General features: G+C 45.2%; 25 protein-coding genes. 13 read left to right on the top strand and 12 right to left on the bottom strand.

Annotated elements, in window-relative coordinates:
* Positions 1-161: 161 nt before the first annotated feature.
* The 3 genes from hcp (at position 162) to C4S60_RS02115 (ending at position 4,003) form a co-directional block, all read left to right on the top strand.
* Positions 162-1,823 (top strand): hydroxylamine reductase, encoded by a 1,662-nt coding sequence (gene hcp, locus C4S60_RS02125; RefSeq protein ID WP_103878680.1) that lies wholly within the window; start codon positions 162-164, stop codon positions 1,821-1,823.
* A gap of 60 nt (positions 1,824-1,883) precedes the next feature.
* Entirely contained in the window at positions 1,884-2,903 is a 1,020-nt protein-coding gene (locus C4S60_RS02120) for an FAD-binding oxidoreductase (RefSeq protein WP_103878679.1), read from the top strand.
* A gap of 269 nt (positions 2,904-3,172) precedes the next feature.
* Entirely contained in the window at positions 3,173-4,003 is an 831-nt protein-coding gene (locus C4S60_RS02115; protein ID WP_103878678.1) for a hypothetical protein, read from the top strand.
* Positions 4,004-4,493: 490 nt separating this feature from the next.
* Here the strand turns inward: C4S60_RS02115 and C4S60_RS02110 are convergent, their stop codons facing one another.
* Positions 4,494-5,075 carry an FMN-dependent NADH-azoreductase gene (locus C4S60_RS02110; protein ID WP_103878677.1) on the bottom strand — a complete coding sequence of 194 codons (582 nt, stop codon included), beginning with the start codon at positions 5,073-5,075 and terminating at the stop codon, positions 4,494-4,496.
* A 196-nt stretch (positions 5,076-5,271) separates the two neighbouring features.
* Between C4S60_RS02110 and C4S60_RS02105 the strand changes: the two genes are divergently transcribed.
* Positions 5,272-5,508 carry a hypothetical protein gene (locus C4S60_RS02105; protein ID WP_103878676.1) on the top strand — a complete coding sequence of 79 codons (237 nt, stop codon included), beginning with the start codon at positions 5,272-5,274 and terminating at the stop codon, positions 5,506-5,508.
* Positions 5,509-5,555: 47 nt separating this feature from the next.
* Here C4S60_RS02105 and C4S60_RS02100 read toward each other — a convergent pair whose 3' ends face one another.
* Positions 5,556-6,458, bottom strand: a complete 903-nt coding sequence (locus C4S60_RS02100; RefSeq protein ID WP_103878675.1) for a LysR family transcriptional regulator — start codon at positions 6,456-6,458, stop codon at positions 5,556-5,558.
* Between the two features lie 90 nt (positions 6,459-6,548).
* Between C4S60_RS02100 and C4S60_RS02095 the strand changes: the two genes are divergently transcribed.
* Positions 6,549-7,769, top strand: a complete 1,221-nt coding sequence (locus C4S60_RS02095) for a multidrug effflux MFS transporter (protein ID WP_103878674.1) — start codon at positions 6,549-6,551, stop codon at positions 7,767-7,769.
* On the opposite strand, the gene mtgA is transcribed toward C4S60_RS02095, so the two are convergent.
* Positions 7,766-8,443 carry a monofunctional biosynthetic peptidoglycan transglycosylase gene (gene mtgA / locus C4S60_RS02090; protein WP_103878673.1) on the bottom strand — a complete coding sequence of 226 codons (678 nt, stop codon included), beginning with the start codon at positions 8,441-8,443 and terminating at the stop codon, positions 7,766-7,768. The two genes, C4S60_RS02095 and mtgA, sit on opposite strands and share 4 nt — an antisense overlap.
* 203 nt (positions 8,444-8,646) lie before the next feature.
* On the opposite strand from mtgA, the gene C4S60_RS02085 reads away from it, so the two are divergent.
* The gene (locus C4S60_RS02085; protein ID WP_103878672.1) at positions 8,647-9,261 is read left to right on the top strand and encodes a lipid-binding SYLF domain-containing protein; all 615 of its coding nucleotides are present in this window, start codon (positions 8,647-8,649) and stop codon (positions 9,259-9,261) included.
* Positions 9,262-9,304: 43 nt separating this feature from the next.
* Here C4S60_RS02085 and C4S60_RS02080 read toward each other — a convergent pair whose 3' ends face one another.
* Positions 9,305-10,210, bottom strand: coding sequence for a chemotaxis protein (locus tag C4S60_RS02080; protein ID WP_103878671.1), 906 nt, complete (start codon positions 10,208-10,210; stop codon positions 9,305-9,307).
* 178 nt (positions 10,211-10,388) lie between these two features.
* On the opposite strand from C4S60_RS02080, the gene ppiC reads away from it, so the two are divergent.
* The 4 genes from ppiC (at position 10,389) to C4S60_RS02060 (ending at position 14,874) form a co-directional block, all read left to right on the top strand.
* Positions 10,389-10,667: a peptidylprolyl isomerase PpiC gene (gene ppiC, locus C4S60_RS02075; RefSeq protein ID WP_103878670.1), complete on the top strand. Its 279-nt coding sequence runs from the start codon at positions 10,389-10,391 to the stop codon at positions 10,665-10,667.
* Between the two features lie 49 nt (positions 10,668-10,716).
* Positions 10,717-11,073 (top strand): YibL family ribosome-associated protein, encoded by a 357-nt coding sequence (locus tag C4S60_RS02070; RefSeq protein ID WP_103878669.1) that lies wholly within the window; start codon positions 10,717-10,719, stop codon positions 11,071-11,073.
* Between the two features lie 170 nt (positions 11,074-11,243).
* Complete coding sequence (locus C4S60_RS02065) at positions 11,244-13,184, top strand: alpha-amylase family protein (protein ID WP_103878668.1); 1,941 nt, start codon at positions 11,244-11,246, stop codon at positions 13,182-13,184.
* 331 nt (positions 13,185-13,515) lie between these two features.
* A complete protein-coding gene (locus C4S60_RS02060; RefSeq protein WP_103878667.1) occupies positions 13,516-14,874 on the top strand; it encodes an alpha-amylase family protein in 1,359 nt (452 codons plus the stop codon).
* A 54-nt stretch (positions 14,875-14,928) separates the two neighbouring features.
* Here C4S60_RS02060 and C4S60_RS02055 read toward each other — a convergent pair whose 3' ends face one another.
* The 4 genes from C4S60_RS02055 to C4S60_RS02040 all read right to left on the bottom strand — a co-directional run bounded on the left by C4S60_RS02055 (position 14,929) and on the right by C4S60_RS02040 (position 19,324).
* Positions 14,929-16,770, bottom strand: coding sequence for a DUF3413 domain-containing protein (locus C4S60_RS02055; RefSeq protein ID WP_103878666.1), 1,842 nt, complete (start codon positions 16,768-16,770; stop codon positions 14,929-14,931).
* 194 nt (positions 16,771-16,964) lie between these two features.
* Positions 16,965-17,615, bottom strand: a complete 651-nt coding sequence (gene elbB / locus C4S60_RS02050) for an isoprenoid biosynthesis glyoxalase ElbB (protein ID WP_103878665.1) — start codon at positions 17,613-17,615, stop codon at positions 16,965-16,967.
* A 171-nt stretch (positions 17,616-17,786) separates the two neighbouring features.
* Positions 17,787-19,010: an HlyD family secretion protein gene (locus tag C4S60_RS02045; RefSeq protein WP_103878664.1), complete on the bottom strand. Its 1,224-nt coding sequence runs from the start codon at positions 19,008-19,010 to the stop codon at positions 17,787-17,789.
* The gene (locus C4S60_RS02040; protein WP_103878663.1) at positions 19,004-19,324 is read right to left on the bottom strand and encodes an MFS transporter; all 321 of its coding nucleotides are present in this window, start codon (positions 19,322-19,324) and stop codon (positions 19,004-19,006) included. The genes C4S60_RS02045 and C4S60_RS02040 overlap by 7 nt, the downstream gene beginning before the upstream one ends.
* 154 nt (positions 19,325-19,478) lie before the next feature.
* On the opposite strand from C4S60_RS02040, the gene C4S60_RS02035 reads away from it, so the two are divergent.
* A complete protein-coding gene (locus C4S60_RS02035) occupies positions 19,479-20,456 on the top strand; it encodes an AraC family transcriptional regulator (protein ID WP_103878970.1) in 978 nt (325 codons plus the stop codon).
* A 35-nt stretch (positions 20,457-20,491) separates the two neighbouring features.
* On the opposite strand, the gene C4S60_RS02030 is transcribed toward C4S60_RS02035, so the two are convergent.
* From C4S60_RS02030 to C4S60_RS02025, 3 genes are all read right to left on the bottom strand, one after another.
* Entirely contained in the window at positions 20,492-22,414 is a 1,923-nt protein-coding gene (locus C4S60_RS02030) for a tetratricopeptide repeat-containing diguanylate cyclase (RefSeq protein ID WP_146060839.1), read from the bottom strand.
* Positions 22,415-22,560: 146 nt separating this feature from the next.
* Complete coding sequence (locus C4S60_RS23415) at positions 22,561-22,788, bottom strand: hypothetical protein (RefSeq protein WP_146060838.1); 228 nt, start codon at positions 22,786-22,788, stop codon at positions 22,561-22,563.
* Positions 22,766-22,975: a hypothetical protein gene (locus C4S60_RS02025; protein ID WP_103878661.1), complete on the bottom strand. Its 210-nt coding sequence runs from the start codon at positions 22,973-22,975 to the stop codon at positions 22,766-22,768. Before C4S60_RS02025 ends, C4S60_RS23415 begins: the two co-directional genes overlap by 23 nt.
* Before the next feature lie 335 nt (positions 22,976-23,310).
* On the opposite strand from C4S60_RS02025, the gene C4S60_RS02020 reads away from it, so the two are divergent.
* Together C4S60_RS02020 and C4S60_RS02015 are read left to right on the top strand one after the other, a co-directional pair.
* Positions 23,311-23,733 carry a glycine zipper domain-containing protein gene (locus C4S60_RS02020; RefSeq protein WP_103878969.1) on the top strand — a complete coding sequence of 141 codons (423 nt, stop codon included), beginning with the start codon at positions 23,311-23,313 and terminating at the stop codon, positions 23,731-23,733.
* A 385-nt stretch (positions 23,734-24,118) separates the two neighbouring features.
* On the top strand, positions 24,119-25,075 hold the full coding sequence (locus tag C4S60_RS02015) for a sensor domain-containing diguanylate cyclase (RefSeq protein WP_103878660.1): 957 nt from the start codon (positions 24,119-24,121) through the stop codon (positions 25,073-25,075).
* A gap of 4 nt (positions 25,076-25,079) precedes the next feature.
* Here C4S60_RS02015 and C4S60_RS02010 read toward each other — a convergent pair whose 3' ends face one another.
* On the bottom strand, positions 25,080-25,661 hold the full coding sequence (locus C4S60_RS02010) for an HAD family hydrolase (RefSeq protein ID WP_103878659.1): 582 nt from the start codon (positions 25,659-25,661) through the stop codon (positions 25,080-25,082).
* Positions 25,662-25,681 lie beyond the last annotated feature (20 nt).

The following is a 25,681-nucleotide window of genomic DNA, read 5'->3' as shown; positions in this document are numbered from 1 at the left end:
CTTGCTGCGTGTCTAAATGACCCGTTTTTATGTGAAAATTATGTTTAATCTATTATAAATCAACTATATAAAAATTGGCATGCTTTATGCCTTAGAGGGTTCAGGAATAATCGGCTTTGGCTATGTATCAAAGCACCACATAAAACACTGGAGTCCTCATTATGTTCTGTATTCAATGCGAACAAACTATTCAAACCCCTGTCTCTAAGGGCTGTTCTTATACACAAGGTATGTGTGGTAAAACGTCAGAAGTCTCTGACCTACAAGACGTATTAGTGTACACCCTACAGGGCGTCTCTTTCTGGGCTGACCAGGGGCGCAAATTTGGCATTGTTGACCAAGAAATTGATCAGTGGGCACCACGAGCATTCTTCTCTACACTCACCAACGTGAACTTTGATCCAGAGCGCATCATCGAGCTCGCAAACCTAGCGGCGACCTACAAAGCTCGCCTTCAGGCGCAGGTGCAAGCGGCTTCTCTGGTTCAAGGTATTGCAATCGATGAGCTTTCTCCTGCAGCTCAGTTCGAACTGCCGACTTCAAAAGAAGCATTGCTGACGTTTGCACCAACGGCGGCTGTCAACCGTGGTCATGAAAGTCTCCACGAAGATGTGATTGGCTTGCGTCTACTTTGCCTATACGGCCTGAAAGGTGCGGCTGCTTATTTGGAGCATGCACGAGTACTGTCTCAAACTGACGAAACGGTTTACGCAGAATACCACCAGATTATGGCTTGGTTAGGCACGGACCCGGTTGAGCTTGAGCCACTTCTTAACACATCTATGCAGATTGGTCTTATGAACTACAAGATCATGGAAATGCTGGACAAAGGTGAAACAGAGACCTTTGGCCATCCAGAACCCACTCAGGTGAATGTAAAGACTGTAAAAGGCAAGTGTATTCTTGTTTCAGGCCATGACTTGCATGATCTAGAGAAGATTCTGCAACAAACAGAAGGCAAGGGTATTAATGTTTATACCAACGGTGAGATGCTACCTGCACACGCATACCCAGAGCTGAAAAAGTACCCGCATTTGGTTGGTAACTATGGAAGTGCATGGCAGAACCAACAGAAAGAGTTTGCTAATTTCCCTGGTGCTATTGTGATGACCTCTAACTGTCTGCTTAACCCGAATGTGGGTCAGTACGCGGATCGCTTGTTTACCCGTAGCATTGTAGGCTGGCCAGGTGTTGCCCATATTGAGGGCGACGACTTTAGTCAGGTAATTGAGTGCGCTCTGGCGCAAGAAGGTTTCCAACACGATGAAATCGAGCACATGATCACGGTTGGATTTGGACGTAATGCACTGATGCAAGCGGCTCCTGCGGTGGTAGAACAAGTAAAAGCGGGTGCAATTAAACATTTCTTCCTGGTTGGTGGTTGTGATGGCGATAAAGCCGAGCGCAGTTACTACAGCGACTTCACTGCACAAGCACCAGAAGACAGCGTAATTCTGACTCTGGCATGCGGTAAGTTCCGTTTCAATAAGAACCAGTTTGGCGACATTAACGGTATTCCACGCTTACTGGACGTGGGTCAGTGTAATGATGCTTACTCAGCGATTCAGCTTGCGTTAGCGCTGGCGAAGGAATTTGATTGCGACATCAATGAGCTACCTCTGACTCTGGTCCTTTCTTGGTTTGAGCAAAAGGCTATCGTTATCCTGTTAACCCTGCTAGCACTTGGTGTTAAAGGCATTTACACCGGACCGACTGCGCCGGCATTCCTGACTGACAATCTAATGAGTATCCTAGAAGATAAGTTTGATATGCGCGGTATTTCTACCGTAGAAGAAGACTTGAAAACAATTCTAGCAGCGTAATAGGTAGGTAATCAGATGGCGTGAATTCGGCGCCATCTGTGATTGAGAGGATTGACTAATATGGCATGGTCGCAATCGAACAGTGTCGAGCTAACCTGCACTAATAAATGGTTTGAAACGCCAGATTCTGTTTCATTTGAATTGTCATCGTCGAATGAAAGTGCCCAATTTAACTTTAAGCCAGGACAGTTTTCATCACTTGGATTTGATATTAACGGTGGCAAGGCTTACCGAGCGTACTCGATCAGTTCAGTACCCGGTAGTCGCTCACTGAAGTTTACTGTAAAGCGAGTTGCTGGTGGACTGGTGTCAAATCACATCGTAGAAAATTTAGAAGTGGGCGCGAAGGTGGATGCTCAAGCTCCATTGGGAAATTTCAACAACATCGACTGTACCCCAAAAAGTAAGGTGCTAATGGTGAGTGCCGGTTGCGGTATTACACCGGTAATGTCGATGGTTGACCATTGGCTGCAAGACAAGACACCCATTGACATTGAATTTCTGCATCTTGCTAAGAGTAAGCAGGACACGATTTATTATGATCGACTGATAGAACTGGATAGTAATGTCACTAACTTTACTCTTAAAATGTTACTGGAAGACAACACAGGTACGAGTTTCCCGCAAGGCCTGATTAGCTTGGAATGGTTGGAAAAACTGGTTCCAGACTTTCATGCTCGTACCGTTTATCTGTGTGGACCAACGGGTTTTATGGAGGTCGTGAAGAGCGCGCTGGAGCATGCTTGTTTCGATATGGCCCAGTTTCATCAGGAAAGTTTCACGCCCGCAGAAGCTGTGAGTGAGTCAACGGGTGGCGTCGTCAGAGTTGCGGTTCCAGACTTTGCTGTTGAGCTTGAGGCTGACGAAGGTAGCCTGCTTATAGATGCACTTGAAAGAGGTGGCGTTCCGGTAATCGCCGCTTGCCGAAGTGGTATCTGTGGCTCTTGCAAATGTAAGGTCAAGGTGGGGCAGGTCGATTCGACCAGCTTTGAAACACTGTCCGATGAAGATAAAGCAAATGGTTTCGTGCTGGCTTGTTCGAGTACCATCAAATCTAATGTTGAAGTGAGTCTCAACTGATCGTTCACTGGCGCTCTTATGATCTAAGAGCGTTTTTTTTATCTGGATTTCAGTCCAGAGGCTGATTTTTGGTTAAATCTATACGGTTTACCAGGGAGTTCGTTCCCGATTAATTATGACTCCCCCTTTCACTTCAATGTAGCATTAGGTCACACTCTGTAAAAGTAAGTAATTATATGATGTAAATCGTTTTTCTCTATCTTGCGAGCGGTCATACGGGAAGAGTTGCAGTAGGATATCTTATAAACAACAACTTGCTTATAAGAATAATGAAGAAACTGCTGTCTATTCAAACCTTAATCATCGCTTTTTGTCTGTCTCTGACGTTCATTCCTTTGGTTTATAAGGTGGACGTGCCAGGTATGACATTGCCACTTTGTGAAGAGGCAGAGGCGGTGGAAACTCCTATTCACTTTTTCGTTTCTCGAACAATTGCAGATAAATGGTCAATGGATGAGATCGAAGCGTCCATCAAAGCTTCTGTACGTAAAAGTAACCTCACGATGAAAAACTCATGCATTCCGATGAAACGGATCGTTGCATGCGTGGAGGTGGTCGATTTTTCTGGACGACCTTTGTTTGATATTGATCAGATACGGCGCTACCTGTGGGAACTGATTGGTGAGGACAAGGTGGAGCAGATCTACGCTAAGCCAAATCAGTTCTATGGGGCTGTGCTGGCAATCGAAGACGGCTACTTTGATTACGACGTACTGGGTACGACCAATCCTGATGAGGACAGTCAGTTTTTCATGTTATCGGAACATGCGGACGAATATACCTTAGAGCATGAACTCGGGCATTTGTCATGGGCCTGGCATGAAGATACGTCTTGGTTTCAGGTGTTAGATGATACCTTGGAAAAACACACTTCAGAAGTGAATAAACAAAGGTTGAAACCTTACGCACGAGGTTATCATTGTGGCGGGGCAGGTACTATTATGAGCTACGAAGTGGACATTTTGCCCGTCTACTCAAGTCCGGAAGTGAGCAACAATGGCAGGGAGTGTGGTATTGCTGACCGAGCGGACAACGCACGACAAATGCGAGAGTTCGCAGAGCAACTCAGACAGAAAATGAAGTCTTACTCAGCAACATGAGGAAAGGCAAGGCGTGATATCACGACGAGAGTGATGGTAAGCGAATAAATCACGGTCAGAGAAAATCGGCGATTTTCTGGCCGCTTGCAAACGTAAAAAATCCTGACGTAGAACAGGCATAACGCGACGGAAAGAAGCAATAACAGCTCAACCAAATTCCCCAGACTTTGAGCCCCCAAACCCAATGCAGCGAGAAGTGACCATAGTGCGATGACTGTGAGTGGCAAAAACACGTCTCCTAAGCTTAACAGACCTCTGCGATAAGCCTTTACTCCCACGGGAAACCCGATTAGGTAGTATGCGCTGAGACAAAAGCAAAAGAAAACGATCAAAGAGGTGTCCTTGTATCCACAATAAAACAGATTGTTGCACACTCATTCAGATATAACTGTGGAAATGTGTCGTGGGTTTGTATGAAGTGCAGTGAGGGAGTATGCAGGGGAAAAAATAGGGAAAGGACGACAGAATCGATCTGCCGTCCTTTTGTTTTCTATACTAAGGCACCCAGTGTATCCAGTGCTGTTGTTCGGCTTTGTTGAGCCGGCTCATCACCCATATTCAGAGCTTCTGCGTATACAAACTCAACGTCTGTCATACCCATGAAACCAAGAATTGTCTGCAAGTAAGCATGCATGCTGTCACGTGGCGTATCCTTGTGAACACCACCGCGTGTAGTGAGCACGACCACTTTGGTGTTTTCAATCAGTCCTACAGGGCCTGTGTCTGTATATTTGAACGTTACGCCTGCTCGGGCGATAAGGTCAAAGTAGTTTTTCAGCTGAGTTGGGATGGTGAAATTGTACATTGGTGCTGCAATCACTACCTGATCGGCGTTTTGTAGCTCGGCAATCAACTCATCCGACAGCTGAACAATCTGTTTCAATTCTGATGTCAGGTCGTCGGTGCTACCGCGCAGGGCAGTGGCAATTTCCATGGTTAATACAGGGATAGGATCCGCCGCCAAGTCGCGAACAGTGACGTTTGTTTTGCCTTCAACTACCTGGTCAATGATCTGGTTTGACTGAGAGTAGTTACCAAGAATGCTGGACTTAAGAATGAGAGTATTTGACATAGTAGTTTCCTTGTTATTCATCTGGCTTATTTAAGCGATGGGGACAGTTTATGGAGTCGGGGGCCGAGTGAGAAGTCGCATTATTCGAGAGAGATGTTCAATTTTTTCGAATGATAAATAGCCACACAAAAAGTGGCATTATTAATGCAACTGTTAGACATAGAAAGAAATACGATGACTTTTTTGGAGGATTAAGATGTCTAAGTGGTTACCATTATTTACAGCCGTCTCACTGGCGTTTGCGATCAGTATCGGCGTTTTTATTTACTTCTCTGGCTTGCAACTTATTGTTTATTCAGCACCTGAGTGGAAAAATAGCTGGCTCGCTATTGCCGGGCAATCTCTATGGTTCTTCTCCTGTCTGTTTGCCGCGATCTACGGAATTGAGTATGCCTTACAAAAGGCTAAGCTGCACTTTTCTGGTGCAGTCTGAGCCAAATTGGTGTGACAAGATGGCTGAAAATGGATGCTTGGTATCAATTATGCGTTTTCAGCACCATCTTCGTTCGACTGAGCTAAACGCATTTTCATGTAGTCCAAAAAGAGCTTAGTGCGAGTGTGCTCGTAGTCCAGTTTCGGATAGTAGGCATAGACGGTGGAGTCCTGAGCCTGAATTTCAGGAAGAATACGAATCAAAGCGCCAGAGTTGACGTCTTCTTTGATCATAATATCGTTGCTGATCAGTATGCCCATACCGTTCTTGGCCGCATAGAACAGAGCCTCGGGATTTGTCGTAGCGAAGTTGCCAGATAGCATGACTCGCTGGTTTTTTGCAATTTTGTATTCTCGTTGTGGGCGTTCTCCCCAGTTGAGGACATTGTGAGATTTCAACTCTTCGATAGACTGAGGTACGCCGTACTTCTCGATGTAGGAAGGGGCTGCATAGAAACCGATACGTTGCTCAAACAGTGAGGTCTGTTTCAGGCTCAGAGTATTGAGCGTTTCAATTTCACGGCTGATATATACGTCGAGATTCGAATCGGGAAGTTGCCCCGGAACCGTGGTTGTCAGCTGTATCAGGATATCAGGGTACTGGATGAGAAAGTCGTTGAGGTACTGAACCAGAAATTTGGAGCCAACGGCTATGGTCGCTCCTATTTTTAACAGACCAGCTGGCGTCTCGTTCACGGAACGGGTTTCATCGATAATAGACTGAAAACGGTCGAGAGAATCTTTGGCACGTTGATAGAAAAGAGCGCCCGCTTCGGTCTGTGTGACCGATCGCGTTGTGCGTTTCAGTAACTGGACGCCAATTCGTTCTTCTAGCCAATGTATACGCTTACTGATGGCCGAACTGGTGGTGTTCAGTCTACGCGCAGCACCGTTAAAACTTCCTTCCTCGACGACACGAATGTAAGTATTGATACATGATATCCAATCCATAAGTCACTCTGCTATTATTTCCTGTTAGGACGTATTCTCTTTCCATCATAGTGTATTATCACAAATTCATACGCAATATAGAATGAGCGTATGAATAGAAAAATCAATAAATCGTTTAATAAAACGCCAATGCTACTTGCGATGATGATCATTGCAACCGGGCAAGTTGGGGTCAGTATCTATCTCCCTTCATTGCCTCTGATCAGTGAATCACTATCCATTGCACATGCGGAAGTGCAGATGTTGGTTACCCTCTTTTTGATAGGCTTTGGTCTGTCACAATTGTTTTATGGTCCACTGTCGGATGCTATCGGTAGGCGGCCGGTGTTCATTCTCGGGCAAGGGGTCTATCTGGTCGGTACACTGGTGTGTATTGCCTTGAGTGAGTATTTCAGTGCTCTGGAAATCGGGCGTTTGCTTCAGGGTTTGGGAGCGGGCAGTGCCTCGGTATTGGGTCGTAGCGTGCTTAGAGACAGCTATGATGGTAAGCAGTTGACGAAAGCGTTGTCTTATATCTCGGTAACCGCCTCTATCATGCCTATTATTGCACCGGTATTCGGAGGTTGGATTGCTTTCCATTTTACCTGGCAGGCGGTATTTGCATTTGTTCTGGTTTATTTGATCGCAATATTTGTTCTGGGTTGGTTTATTCTGCCAGAAACCTTGCCTTATGCACCGCGACGTTTTGATGCTAAACAGGTGGTGAAAAGCTATGCTCAACTGATTGTTAATCCACAAGTTGTAGGCAGTGCCAGTTACAACTGGATTAGCTATTTGGGCGCCGTGGTCTCTTTGAGTATTTTCCCATTCTTAATGCAACATGAGTTAGGTCTGACTGCCGCAGAATACGGGAGTATCATGATCATACCGTCGGCGGGGCTGATGATGGGCAGTGTATCACTCAACATACTAAATCGTTATTTTTCAAATAGCTGGCTGCTTTTGTTGGCTATCCTTATCATGGCCATGTCAGGTCTGTGGCTGTTAATGACAGAGATGACGGTGTTTAATCTGCTATTTGCCTTTACATGGCTGACAGTTGCCCAAGGGTTGTCATTCCCTATTTCGATCGCCTTGTTGCTTGGACCACATAAAGAGCAGGCTGGATCAGTGTCAGCGTTATCTGGCTCCATTCAGATGGTGGTTGCGGGTATTTGTGGCGGATTTCTGGTGGAGTATTGGGTAACGACTCAGCGTTCATTAGGTAGTTTTTATGTTGTTTCTGCGTTTCTTATGGCAGGGGTATTATTGCTTAGTCAGATCCGTCGCTATAATAGAAAACCACTATCTACCGAAGTCGCAGGTAGCTAATAGGAAAGCGAGCCTATATTACCCATTTGTTGCACTACCCAATAAGTCCGCTTATTGACGTAATCGGTCATTGGAGTGGGCTTAATCCGATAAGGGTTAGGCAGAACCACCGCAAGTTGCGCTGCTTGGATGCGATTCAGCTGACTGGCAGAAATGCCAAAGAAATGCTGACTTGCTGCTTCGACACCATAGATGCCGGGGCCAAACTCGATCACATTCAGATAGACTTCCATAATCCGTTCTTTTCCCCAAATCAGCTCGAGTAGCAGTGCGATGTAAAGCTCATATGCCTTACGGATATAGGTCTGACTGGGAAATAGAAATACGTTTTTGGCCGTTTGCTGAGTAATGGTACTCGCTCCCCTGATTGGCCCGGAGCCACTACTGGTAAGAATGACCCCAAAAAGGGCGATGAAGTCTACACCCATGTGTTCAGGAAAGTTTTGATCTTCCGAAGCCACAACGGCGAGAGGCATATTAGTGTTGACTTGATTAATTGATACCCAGGTTTGAAGTGTCTCTTGCGGGTAGCTTTCCGGTGGCGATAAGGTGCGTGCAATCTTCCACCCCCAAATCGGTGGGTCGACGAATTTAAAAAACAGGGTAAGCAGTATCGGGACACCCAGCAGTATCAAAGTGACGTTAATCAGTACCTTCTTTATCAAAATTTTCATAAGGTTATATGTTCGCGATGTATGGCTCTAGTGTAGGTTCAAAATGGTAGCTTCGCAAAATGAAGGCTTTATTATTGAACGGCTTGGTTCAATGAGATTGGGTTGAACCAATAGAGGGCCGGGGCGTCTAACGCTATGAAACTCAGAGGTTTCAAGTGTTCGTTAGGCGACACAGGTATCGCTACAAAGCATAAGGAAAGCGCATGTTAATTAGAGTAAAGCCGTATCTGCTTGCGGCGTGTATTGCAGTGGTTCCGGGTGTGTATGCACAAGAGGAGACCACAGAGCCCACCACAAGTTCTGCCAGTGTAGGCAGTAAATACGAGGCGACACTTAATAAGTTCAGGCAAGCGGAAGCCACACGGCCGTTCTTTGATAATGCCTACGGTTATGCGGTCTTTCCCACGGTTGGAAAGGGCGGCTTTGGAATAGGGGGCTCCTACGGAGAAGGGCAGGTCTATCGTCAGGGTGTCCATGTCGGGGATTCCACTCTGGCGCAACTAAGTATAGGCCTTCAGTTGGGGGCACAGGCCTACAGTGAGATAATCTTCTTTGAGACCAAAGCAGACTATTACTCCTTTACCAGCGGTAGTTTTGAGTTTGGTGCTCAGGCATCGGCGGTTGCTTTAACCTTGGGAGCCAGTGCGCAGGCCGGTTCTACTGGTGCAGGCGCACAAGCGGGCGATAAGCAGAGTAAGGCAACCTATATTAATGGCATGGCTGTATTTACAGTTACCAAGGGCGGTCTGATGTATGAAGCATCAATAGGGGGACAAGGGTTTTCGTTTGCCCCAAATAACAACTACGAAGGTAATTGACTGGAAACCCGCCCCTTTAGCTCTAGGTTCTGAGGGGGCGAGTCTAATTTGCGGTGAGACTATCAGCACCGCGTAGCATCGCTTCTATCAACTCTCCCGCATTGAACTTAACCAGTGCTTCATGCGCTCCAACCTGTCTGGCTCTGTCAGTGCACATCTCACTTGAAAGTGAAGTGTGAAGAATGCGGTAGGCGTGACTGAGCGCCTGATCGTTCTGTACCTCAAAGGCCAGCTCATAGCCATCCAGGCCTGGCATTTCAATATCACTTACCAGAATATCGATAGCGTCATTCTGTTCAGCTTTGTGGCGCATAAATGCAAGCGCACTGTTTCCATCCCGGCAGATATCAAAAGGAATGTTGATATTGTTCAAAGCGTCTCCAAGCTGTTTTCGGGCAATGGAAGAGTCATCCACTAAAAGAATATTTAGAGACTTAATTCGTTCACGCTGAACGTCAGTAAGCATAGGAATTTTGGTGTCTGCGTATTGCGGATAGATTTTCGAAAGTAGCAATTCGACATCCAGCAACTGAACGATGTGATCCTCGTATCGAGTGACACCAGTAACAAAGACATTTTTGCCAGAGCTGTCGGGGGCAGGTTCGATGGACTTCCAGTCACACTCTATGATCTTATCGATATCACGCACCATAAATGCCACCACGGTTCTCAGGCAGTCAGTCACCACGAGGTAGGTTTGAGGATATTCCTCGGGTGCAATCGGCCTAAAGCCGATGGCGGCTGCCATATCGATAACAGGAACGGTAAGCCCGCGGATGCTGGCGGTACCAATGACATGTCGATGAGAGTAGGGGATCTGCGTGGTTGGTAAGAAAGGGACAATCTCTCTAACTTTTAGCGTGCCGATCGCGAAGCGCTGTTTTTGCATGTTAAGGGTAAACAGTAACATGCCTTGAGACTGGTTAGCTTTGCTGATGCTCATTTCCATTATCTTTGTTACTTTATTGGCCAATTGACTGATTTTACAAACTTTGTCGCTATAAGTTAATGCGGCTGATAAAGAAAAAAGTTTAGTCGCTTGAAAAGTAAACGTGATTTGTATCTCATTTTCCTTTACACTCTGCCCTTTCCATCATCCCACACTCGCTAATAGGGTCAGATATACAATGGCAAGAACTGCGGCAGCACTTCACATTTTGGTAAAGCACAAAGAGCAAGCTGAAGATATTATTAAGCAGCTTAAGAAAGGCGCAAAATTTCAGACTCTTGCTAAAAAGTATTCGACTTGCCCATCGGGAAAAAAGGGCGGTGATCTTGGTGAGTTTCGTCAAGGGCAGATGGTGCCACAGTTTGATAAAGTGTGCTTTTCCGGTGAGACACTGGTCCCACACCTAGTGAAAACGAAGTTTGGCTGGCATGTGGTCAAGGTTCTGTACCGTACTTAACTCGACCAGCATTTTTATCTGTTAACTCATTTTTTTAAGGTTCAGAACCATGAGTATGAAACAAGAAATCCAAAAACTGAATAACTGCCTTGATAAGTGTCAACACAAACTTAACAGTGCGAAGTCTCGTGGTGACAACGAACTGATCTCACGTTTCACTGATGAGATTGAAAAGCTGAGTAAAAAAGTGTCTCAACTGAAGCATAAGCAAAGCTATGACTTGAGCAAAGAGCGTAAGACTCTACTAGATATGCCGTTTTCTCGTGAAATCACCAAAGCAGAGCAGGCCGACATGGGCAAACTTAAGAAATCAGTGAAGGGACTGATTGTGGTTCACCCAATGACCAAAATTGGCAAAGAGCTTAAGCTCAAAGCGATGACTGGCTACGCACCTAAGTCGTTCTAACCATACAGACAAATACCAGAAGCGCACTTACAAGTGCGCTTTTTTTTGCTCTATATTCGGACATACTCCGACTTAAACGATTAAGAACTGGATCACAATTATCGTCCACAAAAATCAGCCAAAGCGTTCTATAATCACTGAAGTAAACTTAAACGATTAAGAGTGTGTCAATGAATGGATCTGAGAATAGTCACAAAGCGTTAAAGCAAGTCATGGCGTCAATCGAATTGCCAAAGCTCACCAAGAAAGATGAGAAGATGTTGTATCAGCGTCTGGAGCGACATTTTCCTGCGCTGTTTGAACTCTATTACCAGCTTTATGGAGATCGATATGACTTCTTTCTTCATCTTCAGAATTTGGTCACTGCCCTTTGTAACGGTTTCTCAGAGCGTTCGAGAAAGTTAAAGAATAAAGATCTTCAGAGACAGGAAGAGCCTAACTGGTTTCGTAGTGAGCAATTGCTGGGGATGGCGGTCTATGTTGATTTATTTGCTGGTGACTTTAATAAGCTAAAGAAAAAGATCCCATACTTTCAATCGCTTGGAGTTAACTATGTTCACTTGATGCCTTTGTATCTGGCTCCAGAAGGAAACAGCGATGGGGGGTATGCGGTTTCTGATTATCGAAAAGTAGACCCTAAACTTGGCAAAGAAAAGGACTTGAAGGCGCTTGCCAACGCCTTTAACGAGGCGGGGATCGCCCTGGTACTGGATTTTGTATTCAACCACACGTCGGATGAGCATGAGTGGGCTCTACGAGCCAGAAGTGGGCAGGAAGAGTATCAGGACTTCTATTACTTCTTTGAAGATAAGAATGAAGTGGATGAATACAATCAGACTTGCCGGGAAATATTTCCGACGGTTCGTCGTGGCAGCTTTACCTATCTTGACGACTTGGAACAGTGGGTGTGGACAACGTTCAACAGTTTTCAATGGGATTTAAATTACAGTAATCCGGCAGTTTTCAATGCCATTACGGAGGAAATGCTTTTCTTGGCCAATCTGGGTTGTGATGGCTTACGTTTGGACGCTCTGGCATTCATCTGGAAAGAGAAATGGACTCAATGTGAGAGTTTACCCAAAGCACACACGCTTATTCAGGCATTTAACCGCTGTTTACAGATAACAGCACCTGCAGTGTTGTTCAAGAGTGAGGCCATCGTTCATCCGGATGAGGTGGCGCAATATATTGACAGAGACGAGTGCCAGTTATCCTATAACCCTCTAATGATGGCATTAATGTGGGAAAGTTTGGCAACACGAGAAACTAAGTTGTTGACAGCGTCGTTGCAAAAGAGTTTTGCGATTTCACCTCAATGCAGCTGGGTAAATTATATCCGTTGTCACGATGATATTGGCTGGACCTTCGATGATGAGATCGCTCACCAGGTTGGGATTAATGGGCATGACCATCGTCAGTTCCTGAATCAGTTTTATACCGGCAAGTTTGAGGGTTCGTTCGCGCACGGTGTCCCTTTTCAGGAGAACCCGCAGACAGGAGATTGCCGGGTTTGTGGTTCTTTATCCTCCCTGTGTGGGTTAGAAAATGCGATGGCTGCCGGTAGTGATAGGGCAGTTGAACTCGCAGTGAGGAGAGTTCGACTGTTAAACAGCATCAACCTGAGTATTGGAGGGATCCCGTTGATTTACCAAGGGGATGAGCTGGGGATGCTTAATGACTATAGCTATCAAAACGACCTAACTAAGAGTGATGATGCCCGCTGGGTAAATCGGCCGCGGATTACCCAAGAGGACGAAGAGTGTGTGAGCGATACTTGTGATCCAAGAAGTCGTATTCATTCAGATCTCCGCTATCTGATCGCGTTGAGACAGCACCAGCCAGTGCTAGGCGAGGCAGAGACAGAAATTCTGGAAACTTTCCGGCCTCACCTGTTTGCCTACGCCCGAAAGCACAGTAACGGTGAGCGGTTACTCGCAATATGTAACTTCAGCGAACACCGTCAGGAAGTCCCAACATCAATATGCGATATTTTGGGTTCACGAGACGTTGAAGATATCCTGAATCAGCAGAAAACGTCTTACCAGCACAACATTATTCTCGATGCTTATGATGTTAAGTGGTTAAAAGTTGCGAAAAAAGAGTTTACATGAGTTTTTGCGACCAAACGAACCCTACAAGTCGTGATTAAGTTCACGGCTTTGTTCGCTATCACTGTAATTGTAATATTTTGTTACTTAAAGAACGATGAGTCATGAAAAGCTATGAGATTAGGGGTTTTTAATTAAAATACAGGTGTTTAGTGGCTGCTTTTCCTTTGCGAACCTGAATCAAACGTTAGTTTTTTTGAACAAACCCCTCACTTTTATCACCTACGCCTGTCACCTCATACAGCCTATTGATGGTTAGGGGAGGATTGATCGTTTCTGTCGATCACTATAATTTGAATTAATAGCAGTGAACCCGTGGAAGGGGGGCTAATTAATGTCAAAAACAAATAAGAATCAGAGCAATGTGATTTTACACGCATTCGACTGGCCATATGCTCTGGTAACAGAAAGGGCGGAAGAAATCAAAGCCGCTGGGTATAAAACAGTATTGGTTTCTCCACCGATGAAATCTTACCGTGTGGGGAATGAGGTGTTGTGGTGGCAACTTTATCAGCCTCAAGATTACCGTGTCATCGATAACAAATTGGGTAACACCGAAGACTTTAAGGCCATGATGGCGGCACTTAGCGCGTTGGATATTTGGGTCTACATCGATGTTGTTTTCAATCATATGGCGAATGAGTCAGGTCAGAGGCTTGACCTTCAGTATCCGAGTGAAGCCGACATGCTTAGTTACCAGAGTCACCAAAGCTACTTCGAACAGCAGAAATTGTTTGGTGATTTGAGTCAACCGCTATTCAACGAGAAGGATTTCGTCGAAGCGTTTGGTATTGAAAACTGGAAAGATCGTTGGGAAGTGCAAAACGGCCGACTAACGGGGGGGCCGCAAGATCCTGGCTTACCAACGTTAAGATCCAGTCCTTATGTAGTCTCACAACAACAGGCGTACTTGCAAGCGATGAAAGATCTCGGTGTGAGAGGTTTCAGAATAGACGCGGCAAAACACTTAACTTTAGAACATATCAAGCAAGTGTTTACTGATGATATCACGGCCGGAATGCATGTGTTCGGGGAAATTATTACAGATGGGGGAGCCACGGAAGAAGAGTATGAATTATTCCTGCAGCCCTATTTGGAGCAGACCAGACTGGCTGCCTATGACTTTCCGTTATTTAAGACAGTGTATGACGCATTGGAATCAGAAAAGGGTAGCATGACGGCGTTGATTGACCCTTACTGCTTTGGCCAGGCTTTGACCAATGAGCGCTCGATTACGTTTGCGATTACTCATGATATCCCAAATAACGATGTGTTCAGTGACATGGTTATGAAGGAAGAAAATGAGTGGTTAGCCACAGTGTACATCCTGACCAGAGATGGGGGTGTACCTTTGATTTACTCCGATCTTGATCCAAGTGGGATACGCAGCGACAGTGGTTCGCCACGATGGACCGATGGGTGGAAAGAGCCGCGCCTGTCAGCCCTGATTGCCTTTTGTCATACTGTGCATGGTGAACCGTTCAGTCTGGTTGAGGCCAACGATGACTTGCTGGTGTTCAAACGCGGGGAGAAAGGCCTGGTGCTGCTCAACAAATCGACCAGAGACAAATCGATCACGCTGGAACTGGATGCCGAATATGCTTCGATATTTGGTTGTCAAAGTATCAGTAAGACAGCCAACAAAGTTGAAGTAAAAGCGGGAAGTGCCGAGGTTCTGCTGAACCAAAGTTAATCGCGACAATTATAAAAAAGCCCTCTCTTAGAGAGGGCTATTCCTGCGAAATGGCTATTTAGTATAGCGAGTAAGAAGTTCTATGGCATAGTGCATACGTTCATGGTCGATCTCCTGCACGGGAAGTAGTCTATTTCGACCATCTTTGACCTCATAAAGACCATTTCCTTTGAGAGAGAATATCTTATCTTCTGACACTACCGAGTAGTCACCGTAATCTGCCACAATAGTGTATGGACGATCGACAAATGGACCATATAAGTCTTCACCAACGGAATAGTCAGAAATCGCATTTGTGACACCAAGGTAGTTAGTCATAATGGTTGGCACCATATCAAAGTGTGTCGTCATTTTGCCAGACGGCCATTGGTTGGTTTGTTTGTCAACGCCTGCGCCTAACATGATGAACGGTACTTTGATCTGAGCTTCAGTAAAGTTACCGTTGTGTCCCCAGAAGTTCTGACCATTATCGTTAAGCTCTTCACCGTGATCCCCGGTGACGATGATTAGAGTATCCTCATAGGTGCCATCCGCTTTTAGCTTATCGACCACATCCTTGATTTTGCTGTCTACGAAATGCGTGCTGGTACGGTAGCGATTAAAGATAGGTTCTGGATCCGAATCATTGCTACGCACAAATGGGTTGTTCGGGCCAGACATTGGTTCAAACTTTGTTTCATAGTCATCAGGGAAGATAAACCCATGTGGCGCATCGAAGAACAAAAATGAAAACTTCGGTTTGTCCTGATTCGAATCGTACCATTTGACCCAGTCATCAACTAACTCAATGTCTCTGTCGGCAGCATTTCCTTTGCTTTTCCCACGAATGCGCAGGTCTGGTATGTTAGCGAAGATGGTGCGGTTGAACTCAGGCGATTCGATGTGCGCCGACGTAAACACGCCGATCTCGTAGTTCAACTCTTGCAGTCGGTCCATCAGCACTGTAGGACGTTGGTTTGCTAGCATTGGATGCCAATAAGGACCAGGTAACCCGTAAAACAGGCCGAATGTGCCCATGCGGGTAGCATTGCCTGACGAGTAGTGTTTATCAAATGACAACCCATCCTGAGACATTTGATAAACCGTTGGCATGTACTTCGGAGTTACGGTGTCCGGGCGCCAGGAGTCAATTAGGATCACCATGATGTTCTTGGGGTTTTCTGGGGCATCGCCAACAATAGGACTCAACGGATAGTTGAGACCACCTTGCATTTTAGGTGCTTTAGCCTGCTTTTTTGCCAGTTCCTCACGACTGATATAGCCATGTTTCATCAAGAACGAGTTAGCAATGGTCGGGTAAAATAGTGGTAAATACTGGTTAACGAATGATACCGGTTGATAAGCAGTCGCTGAAGCCCAGATATGAATGCTGTGACTTGCTAATGTGGTTGCGATAAATAGAGGGAAAAATACTCTGCGCAGCTTCTTGGTCACAGAGAACGATCTGTTCTCCATTTTACCTAAGGCCCACCACTGAAAACCAAATACCGCGAGTAAACCGAATGCAAGCATTGCCCAGGCTGAAGCCGGGAACTCGACGATTTGTCCGGACATCACTAATGAAAGCACCGGATAGTTCAGATGGAAGCGATAGAAGCCAAAGACCATAGTGTCGACAAACAAAAAGGCCAGAGCCACAGTAGCGATTAACGCCAGAAGTGGGCGTTTTGCTCTGAGTGGCAAAAAGCATAGGATTAAACCGACAAGCCAGAATACCAGTGCGAGTAAACTCATATGGCTAAACAGACTGGTTACTGCAAATGAAAACTGGTATCCGTCGAATGGTACTTCAGGGAAGTAGAGAAAATAGCGAGCACCAATAAGTGTGGCCAGTAAGGCATTCAGGATCCAAAACTCGTAATAAGGGCTAAGTCTGGACTTCAAAAAATCTAGCATGTTCGAAACACCGGTAAAGTGAATGGTTGAATCTGTTTAATCGCAGGCAAAATACAATGCGAGATTGCCAACGAGTGGCGCATTGTATGTGAGATTGAGGGAATTTGAAATAAGTAGGATGTAAAGAGTACAGAATGTTACAAAGCCCCACTTGATTGTTAAATGTGTTAGTAGGGCAGTGAGGAGTGGCTTAATCAGGCAATAGCCACCAGTTTAGCCACCAGTTTATCAATACCGCTAGCTGCCTGAGAGATGTTCTCTGCGAGCATATAAGCGGGTGTCGATAGCACCTTGTGCTGTTCATCAAAAACATAATCGTCTACCGGGCAATCCACGTGCTGCCCTCCCAGTGCATTATATCCAGCCGCAGTGTCGATATCGTTGCCGATAGTAGCTTTGACATTCTCTGGGTAAATTAAAGGAATGATGGCAGGAGCGATACACAAATACCCCGCGGGTTTTAGGGCTTCAGCAAACGCTCGGCAGGCGCTGGCGACATGGGCATTGATAGAGCACTCGGCACCCTTGAGGGCAAAGTCGGTTAAGTTCTTGGCGGCACCAAATCCTCCTGGCAGCAGCAGCGCATCAAAGTCGTCGACGTTGAGTTTTGCCACGTCCTCGATATTCCCTCTGGCGATTCGGGCCGCTTCAACCAGCACGTTACGTTTCTCTTCGGTGACCTCTCCGGTTAAATGGTTTATTACGTGCAATTGCTCTACATTGGGTGCAAAGCAATGCCATGATGCATTTGCTTTCTCAATCGCATGCAGGGCGAGTACCGATTCGTGAATCTCTGCTCCATCAAAAACACCAGAGCCACTGAGTATGACAGCTACCTTTTTCATTGCGACGAATTCTCCCTTATTATCCGTTCTTTGAATGTAGGACAAAATTAAGACAAGTGTCTGTCGATTTGCCCTCAGAACCTGTTTTCCTGCACACTAAAATTAAAAAGCCACCCTAAAAGGGTGGCAAAGGGAAGCGATAACTATATTGTGCTACCGTAAGTGGACTGATTAGATAGAGTAAAAGAAGTACAATTGCGACTTCATCCGAAGAATAATGCCTCGAATAACATCTAAGAAAGCCAGGAAACTGATTGGCTTTTCGCCACTGATCCAAGCCAAACCTACCGATCCCACCGGAATGTCATAGCTGTCCGTTTCATGAATTTTCAGACGTACAAAGTGATGCTTGTTATTCAGGTTCTTTCCTGTTGTTGCCCTTACTGATGGATCAAGCGCAAGCAATGTACCCTGTGCTTCTCCGGTCGCTTCGACAATGCCTTCGACCTCTGCCGAAAAAACGTGACCAGGATAGACTGAGGTCGAAAATTCTGCCGCTTGTCCAGGCTTAATATTGCGAATCGCTTGATGGTTGACGCGCATCAGGACATATTTCTCATTTGTATACATCTGTAGGCGAGGAACACGGGAAAGCAGTTGTCCTTCACGCAAAATAAAGTTTGTCACAAACCCATCTGCGGGGGCGTAAACTTTGGTGCTGTCGAGGTCCCATTGCGCGCGTTTGACTGACTCTTGTAAATTTTTCAGGTCATTGTCCTTGCTGGTGACGGCTAACTGGGACTTACCGATACTCAGTCGTGCTTTATCCGCGTCCACTTTGCGCTTTGCCAATTGTGCTTCAATCGTTTTTACTTTGTGCTTTGCAACTTCAACCAGGCTGGTCTGCTTGTCAATGTCGCTGGCGGTGATGGTATTGCTAACCGCCTGATTTTGCTCCTGATAGCGTTTAAGCATTTTTTGCTGTAATTGATAATCGACTCTCGCTGAGCGTAGTTGACTCTCTGAAGTCTCAACGCTTTTTAGCATGGAGACGTAACTGGACTTCGCGATATCAACATCCTGAATCGCGGTCTCTAATGCGATTTGTGCGGCATTGCGTTGAATGACCGCCTGATCAAACGCGATTTGATAAGGCTTAGGGTCAATTTCATAGATCAACTGACCCTTGTGGATCTGCTGATTCGGCTCAATGTGAAGTTTGATCACTTTTCCAGATACGTTTGAAGAGTCGGGACGAAGCTGAATGTGAGGTGCTTGTACCAAAGAACCACCCGATAAATCCATGGGTGTGTAGTTAATAAGACCAACCCAAACGAACATTAGCCAACCGGTGCCGCCGATGTAAGCAAAGCCCTTTGAGTACTTATTCCAAGGCATACCAATCAAACGGAGTAGATAAATAAATAGCGCCCATACCGCTAAGCCTTCTAGCATTGTGTGGTCTCCTCATCGGTATGTTCATTTTTCCAAATGTCACGAAGGCGAATAATGGCTTTTTCCATATCCACAAACGCGATAATGACTGCCAACACCCAAACCCAGTGCCAGATAAATCCAATCCAGGTGAGCGCGGTAATCAGCCCTAGTTGGTGGTGGTCGCTGCTGTGTGCTTTGTTAATAGGAAGTTCGTGGATTCGCCAAAAACCGTAAACCGCAGCAATCACGCTAGCGACTAACACAACACCTGAGACAACATGCAATGCGGTGTCTGCCCCGGTACCTACAAAAGGGACGCTCAGTAAGCTCATTCATCAACCTTAATTGTTCTGGAGGAACGTGAAGTTTACTTACAGCAGAAACAATTATTTACAAAGCGACAGATTTCATCAAAAATTAGCATGATTTGAGGTAATTGATGATAGTGAGGTTGAGGTGTTTGAGAACGGTTATTTTGTTCGAGCGATGGGGATACGTGGCCTTACAGATGGCCTTCGAGCTACTTATGGCATTACTCCAGAGCAACTGGGGCTGCCAGCTTCGGTCTTTGAGCACCCGATGACGCTTATCCCAGTGTCTGTACTGAATCAATACTATGAGAATATAGAGCAAGTTACAGGTGACCCTGATGCAGTGCTCAACTTGGTGAGTAAATTGAATATTGAACAGTTAGGGTCAATCAGCCGCTGGTTCTTTTCTGGCCATGATCTCGCCTCCACGATTCGTAGGATTAATTTTGGCATTACTTGTATTCAATCAGGCGCTTACTTAAGTGGTGAAGTTGTCGGGCCCATTATTAAATGGACCTACCGTAATAATTCGATTTCCGCGCCAGCAAAAGCTCATGATGGAGTTCGAGTCGCTAATTTTATGTGTAATGTAATAAAGCGCTATTTGGGGGAAGGTTTTACGCCTGACCGGGTTTGCATTCCCGGCACCCAACAGAACAAAATTAAGTACGAACGTTACTTTGGCTGCGCTATTGAATGGGGTCACAATCAAACCGAGGTATGGCTACCAAACAAAGTGCGCCTGGCTGGCAGTAAAGTGCCCTCGCTTCCTGCTGAAAAGTTGTCGATGAGTTTTGCCGATCTGGATGATTATCTGAATATGCCAGATTCTCAGGATCACATGAAGGTGTTGTATGAGGTTGTAAATTATTCACGTCACTTTGGGTTACCGACGTTGGCTCGTGTATCTGAGTTATTAGGACTGTCTGAGCAACAACTCCAAAGACGATTGCAAGCGACAGGATTAAACTTCACTTCGGTTGTTGGGTATGTTCTGTCAGGCGAAGCGGTGAAACAGATTGCGTTAGGTATCCCTTTGGAGCAAGTGGCGAGAAGCCTGGGTTACCGAAACATGACCAGTTTCAGTCGAATGTTCAAGAAATACCGTGGATTAACACCAAAGCAATATCTGGCAAATTATCAGATGGCTTAATTAACTTCGTTAGGGTCGATTTAGTCGCCGGGCAGTCAACAGAACACGACTTTGTTTCTGCCTTGTGACTTGGCTTTGTATAGGTTTTTGTCAGCAATATCGAAATAGTAATGCCATTGTTTCTGGTAATTGCTTTGGCTTAAATAGGTCGCCCCTATGGATGCAGTGACATTAATCTGCCCACCATCAAAATAGAAATCTATTATCTCTACGGTCTGTTTAAAGTGTTCTAGTCGGACATTTAATTCTGTCAGGCTTTCAGCTTTAACTACCAATAAAAACTCTTCTCCTCCCCATCTGGCCAGTATTTCTGCAGGATGCAGCTTTCCGCTCAGAGTTTGGGCAATTTCTTGCAGTACGATATCACCAGCAGCGTGCCCGAGTTGGTCATTGATATTCTTGAAATGATCAATATCTATAATCCCTAATGCGAAGTGCCCGGATTCCTGTTCCAGATTCGGACCGTCTAAGAAATTCTCTGCAAAGCGCCGGTTTGGAACACGAGTTAGCGGATCAAGCAGACTTTGCTCTCTTAAGGAGTGATTAGTGGTCAAAAGCGATGCGTTTTGTTGCTCAAGAGAGCTTTTGCTACGAAACAGCAGCAAAAAACCAAACAGGCCAGCGACAAAAGTGGCGACCCACATCTTTTCAATGGAATCCTGTTGTTCAAGTCGTGCCTGCTTGAGTTTGTTTTCTGTGTCCAACTGGATAATCTGACTTTGTCGCTCGATATCTAAGTGAACTTGCTCAAGTTCAAACAGCGCCCTTTTTTGATTATCAAATAGAAGAATCTCATTCTCCGTTTGATATAGGCGGGAATAGTGATAAGCGTTTTTGAACTCACCTTGAAATTCATAGAATTTGGCCAGATAGTCGTAGGCTCGAACCGTGTTGATTGGGTCATCGAGGGCAACAAACGAACTTTTGGCTTCGAGGAGTAGGGATTCAGCGCTTTTGGACTCTCCCAGGTAGGTGAGCGCTCGACCTAAGTGGGTAAGGCAATATGGTATCTGGTTTCTAAGCAAATTTTCACGGGCTATACGCAGGCAGTCATTGGCTAAAATCCTTGCCTGTGCGTAATGACCTTGTTCTATTAAGTTGTGAGACTTGTTTCCTTTCACCGTAGCAATTAAACCAATGTCGCCAAGTTTGTTTGCATTGATATCAGCTAGCTTCAGATACTGAGCCTGTTCGCGGAAGTCACCCAGGTTTCCGGTAATAATGGACCGGTTGATCGCCAGGATAGCCTGTTGCTCAGTAGATGGCGTTGATTGCTTGTTCAGCCACGCATAACCTTCAAGATTGTACTCAAGGGCTTTATCCCACTCCTCTAAGTCGGCATAAATGAGAGAAATATTGGATAGGACTTTGATGACGTAGGGAGCGTCATTGATATCTTTGAAGATCTCAAGGGCAACCAGATAGTGCTGCTTGGCTTGTAACTGGCGATTTTGCGTTGAGTGAATTACAGCGATTAGGTTGTGAAGGCGTCCCTCCAGGTGCATAAATCCTGTGCTTTTAGCGACCAATAGCGTTTCTGTGGCGCGCTGCAATGCTTTGCTGTAGTTGCCGTCAGTGATATCAAAAGTTGATAACCACATGTCGGCATCCGCAATCATCCAGTCTAGTTTTTGCGTGACCGCAAACTGTTTCATCTCAATCAGTGACTGCCGAGCGTCAATAGGTCTTTTGAATGAGCGATAGTGATTGAATTGACCAAGATAGTAGAAATAAGTCGCAACAGGGTCTTCATTAATTTTAGCCTGTGCTTGCAGTTTGCTCAGCATCAGTGATGCTTGGTGGGGATCGTGAACATCTTGAGACTGAAGTTTCAGTGCAATCTGTTTATAGGGTTTGTCTTCGAGCAAGGCCTGGGGTGAAAAGTCAGCCCAGACTAGAGTAGAGCTCAATGTGGAGCAGACAGTGAACAACAGAAAACACAATCGATGTGAAAGCACTGAGATATCGTTAATATTTATAAGTATGACGTATTGTAAGTGTTTAATTAATCATCGTCAATTTATCATTTTTGGAATCAATATCAACAAAATAGAGTAGGGGCACAGTCTGTTTGCTCAAATATTGGCTAGTGGACAGCCTGTCGCTAATTGCGCGAGGTTCCGGTAATATCTGTTAGGGCAACTGTCATAGGCCCTGAGGCCATAGTAGAACTTTCCGCCAGACGATTGATGGTAACATCGCTTTTGACCGAACAGCCAATCACTGCCGAGCTTACAAAAACCGAAATATAGAAAGATAGAGCCACAAGTTTTCGCTTATGACGCAACCTTATATCGCGCGATACCGCTTTACCTAGATGAGACTTCTTCATATTCACCCTCGATCGTATTGCCATTCATAGCCTGCTGATGCTGGGCCAATTCTTGGTCCAACTGCTTTTTTATACGTTTTCCGGTGAAAAAGGCAGCAATCGTGAGTGGGATTGCCATTAATAAACTGAACATCATGGCGACAAAGCCAATAAACATCGCAATGATTGTTAGGAGTGCTTTTTTCATAATGACCTCTTAGTAAAAACCGTTTGTAAAAAATGGATGAGTCCTTATGGCGTTCGCTCCCTGATGATTGAATCATAATGGAAGATACATGAACCAAACATGAACGCAGATTTACCTTGTCGTTCATGTTTGGAAAACTAATCTCCCAGAGGCTGTCAGTCGCTACCTGTTCTATGAGTATCCAGAGCTATTAAGTCTGCGAAGACGGTATTTTTGTCATTTAGCCGGTGTGATAACCAGTGCTTATCAGCTTAATAACGACAAGTGAATTCCGTAATTGGAGCCCGAAGTTTAATCTACACCTAAGTTAAATGAACAACTTCGAGAGCATCCATATGACCTTTTCAAAAACTTCTCTAAAGTCACTATTTGCAGTTTCAACATTGGCACTATTAGCAGGATGCTCTTCGCCAGCGTTCGACAAAGAAAATGAGAACGCAGCTAGAAATCGAGGTGCCGCCGGAGGTGCGTTGTTAGGCGCGACAATGGGGGTGTTAACAGGGGAACCGGAACTTGCCGTGAAAGGTGCGGTAGCCGGAGGCGTTGCTGGTGGTGTCGCTGGTTCAATGAAGGACCTTGAAGAGTCACGTGAGACGAGTCGCACTGAAACGTTGGCAGATGGGATTAAGCAAGACAATCGCAGTGATGCAGAAAAACGTGCGGATGAGTTAGAGGCGGAACTGCGCATAAAAGAATTAGAACAAAAGTTGGCTGAGATGGAACGTCAACAGAACGAAGCGGCTAGCACAGCAGGATAATGCGAAAAACAAGCCTAGGAAAAGGTAAAGAAAAGGCCGATTGACGAATCAATCGGCCGAAAACAGTGTGAACAAATTGGTCCACTAACAACGTCAGTTGGCTAGGTGACTTCAAAGTTAGAAGTCACCGATAGTCCTGCATGATACGTGCCAACATAGAAAAGGCGCTATCGGCCGCTATATATCATAACTAGTTGAGTATAAAACTCTCACATTCTCGAAATGCAATTGCATAATGCAATAATAATGCATTATGCAATTGCATTATTGTCAGTAGAGCCCCAAATTTCATATCACGATAATCCTTTCTGATGATATTTTCATGGCGCATCCTAATTATATTGGCTAGTTTTATAGCTGAAGATAGTGAAGGAAGCTCAAATTTATGCAACCAGCCCCAATTCCAGCCAACGATGACTATCGATTACGTTTAATTCAGCAACTAAATTTGCTGGACACACCTGAAGAACGTTTTGATCGAGTGACACGCCTAGCCAGGCGTATGTTTGGTGTGGACATCGCTTTAGTCAGTATCGTGGATAAAAAACGTCAGTGGTTTAAATCAAGTGCTGGATTACAAGTCGAGGAGACGGCGAGAGACGTTTCGTTCTGTGGTCATGCCATCCTTGGTGATGAACCTTTTATTATACCTGATGCATCTAAGGATGTTCGTTTTAACGATAACCCATTGGTTTTAGACGAACCAAAGGTTCGTTTTTATGCCGGTGTCCCTTTAAAGCTTAAGGAAGGTGTTAAGGTAGGTACCTTATGTATTGTTGATAGCCAGCCTAGACATTTTACCGATCAGCAAGTCCAGGATCTTATCGACCTAGCTAAGTTAGCCGAAATTGAACTTGAAGCAAATCTGGAAAGTACTATCGATGAGCTCACTCAAATTTCTAACCGTCGCGGTTTCAATCTGCTTGCGGAAAAAGTGATGAACGTGTGTCGTTTTCATACTGAACCCTACACGCTAGCATTGTTTGACTTGAGCTCATTTCAAGACATCAATGAACTCCATGGACATCTAACTGGTGATGACGCTTTGGTTCAGTTCTCTCAGTTGTTGTTGGAAAACTTCAGGGATTCGGACGTGATTGCCAGAGTCGGTGGTGACGAATTTGCGGTCTTAATGTCTGGTACGACAGGGACCGATGCACACTTTCCAATAATGCGTTTTAGAGAGCAACTCAAACAATTTAATCAGTTTGGTGACAAGGTTTACGAATTGGGATGTGGGGTAGGCGTTGTTTGCTGTTCTCCCCTTGAAGAGATTAGTTTCAGCGAACTGTTTGATAAAGCGCAACGCGCTTTATTGGCGACTAAGTCTGCAAGGTATTGAAGGATTACAGTTGTTCAAGATAATCCAACAGACCTTTCAATGAACTGTAAAACAGGTCGGCATCAAAAGAGTTCTGACTGACTCCGTTATTTGAGATGAAGCAACTCTTACATCCGGCGTTCTTGGCCGTCAGAATGTCATAATGATGATCACCCACATACAAAATACGTTGTCGAGGGATACGCCATTTATCCATTAAGTAATGCAGCGAACTGGGATCAGGTTTGGCGGGAAAGTCCTCTCTTGTAATTAGTTCTTGTACATTAAGATTATGTGCTTTGAGTTTTGCTGTCGCTGCTTGTCGGCAATTTCGAGTGACAATGCCTGAGCGAATACCTTTGCGACGCAACCATCTCAATAAATCAACGGCACCCTCCATAGTGTTGCTTACCCGTGCATCATCAAGCTCATGTTTTAGAATCAGGGCGTTTAGACGGCTTTTTTCGTGCTCGCACGATTGTTCATCCACATGAAGGAGTAGGTCCTTATCTTCAGGACAACAAAGTTCAACCCTCAATTGTTTAAAGTTCAGATCTGAAGAAACGAGGGTATTGTCTAAATCAAAAACTACGGCTTCAATGGTCAAAAGAGTGCCCTCTTGCTCAA

Source organism: Vibrio hangzhouensis (genome assembly GCF_900107935.1).
Taxonomy (GTDB): domain Bacteria; phylum Pseudomonadota; class Gammaproteobacteria; order Enterobacterales; family Vibrionaceae; genus Vibrio; species Vibrio hangzhouensis.
Note: the sequence above shows the minus strand (reverse complement) of the source record. Positions and strands in the feature narration are given on the sequence as shown.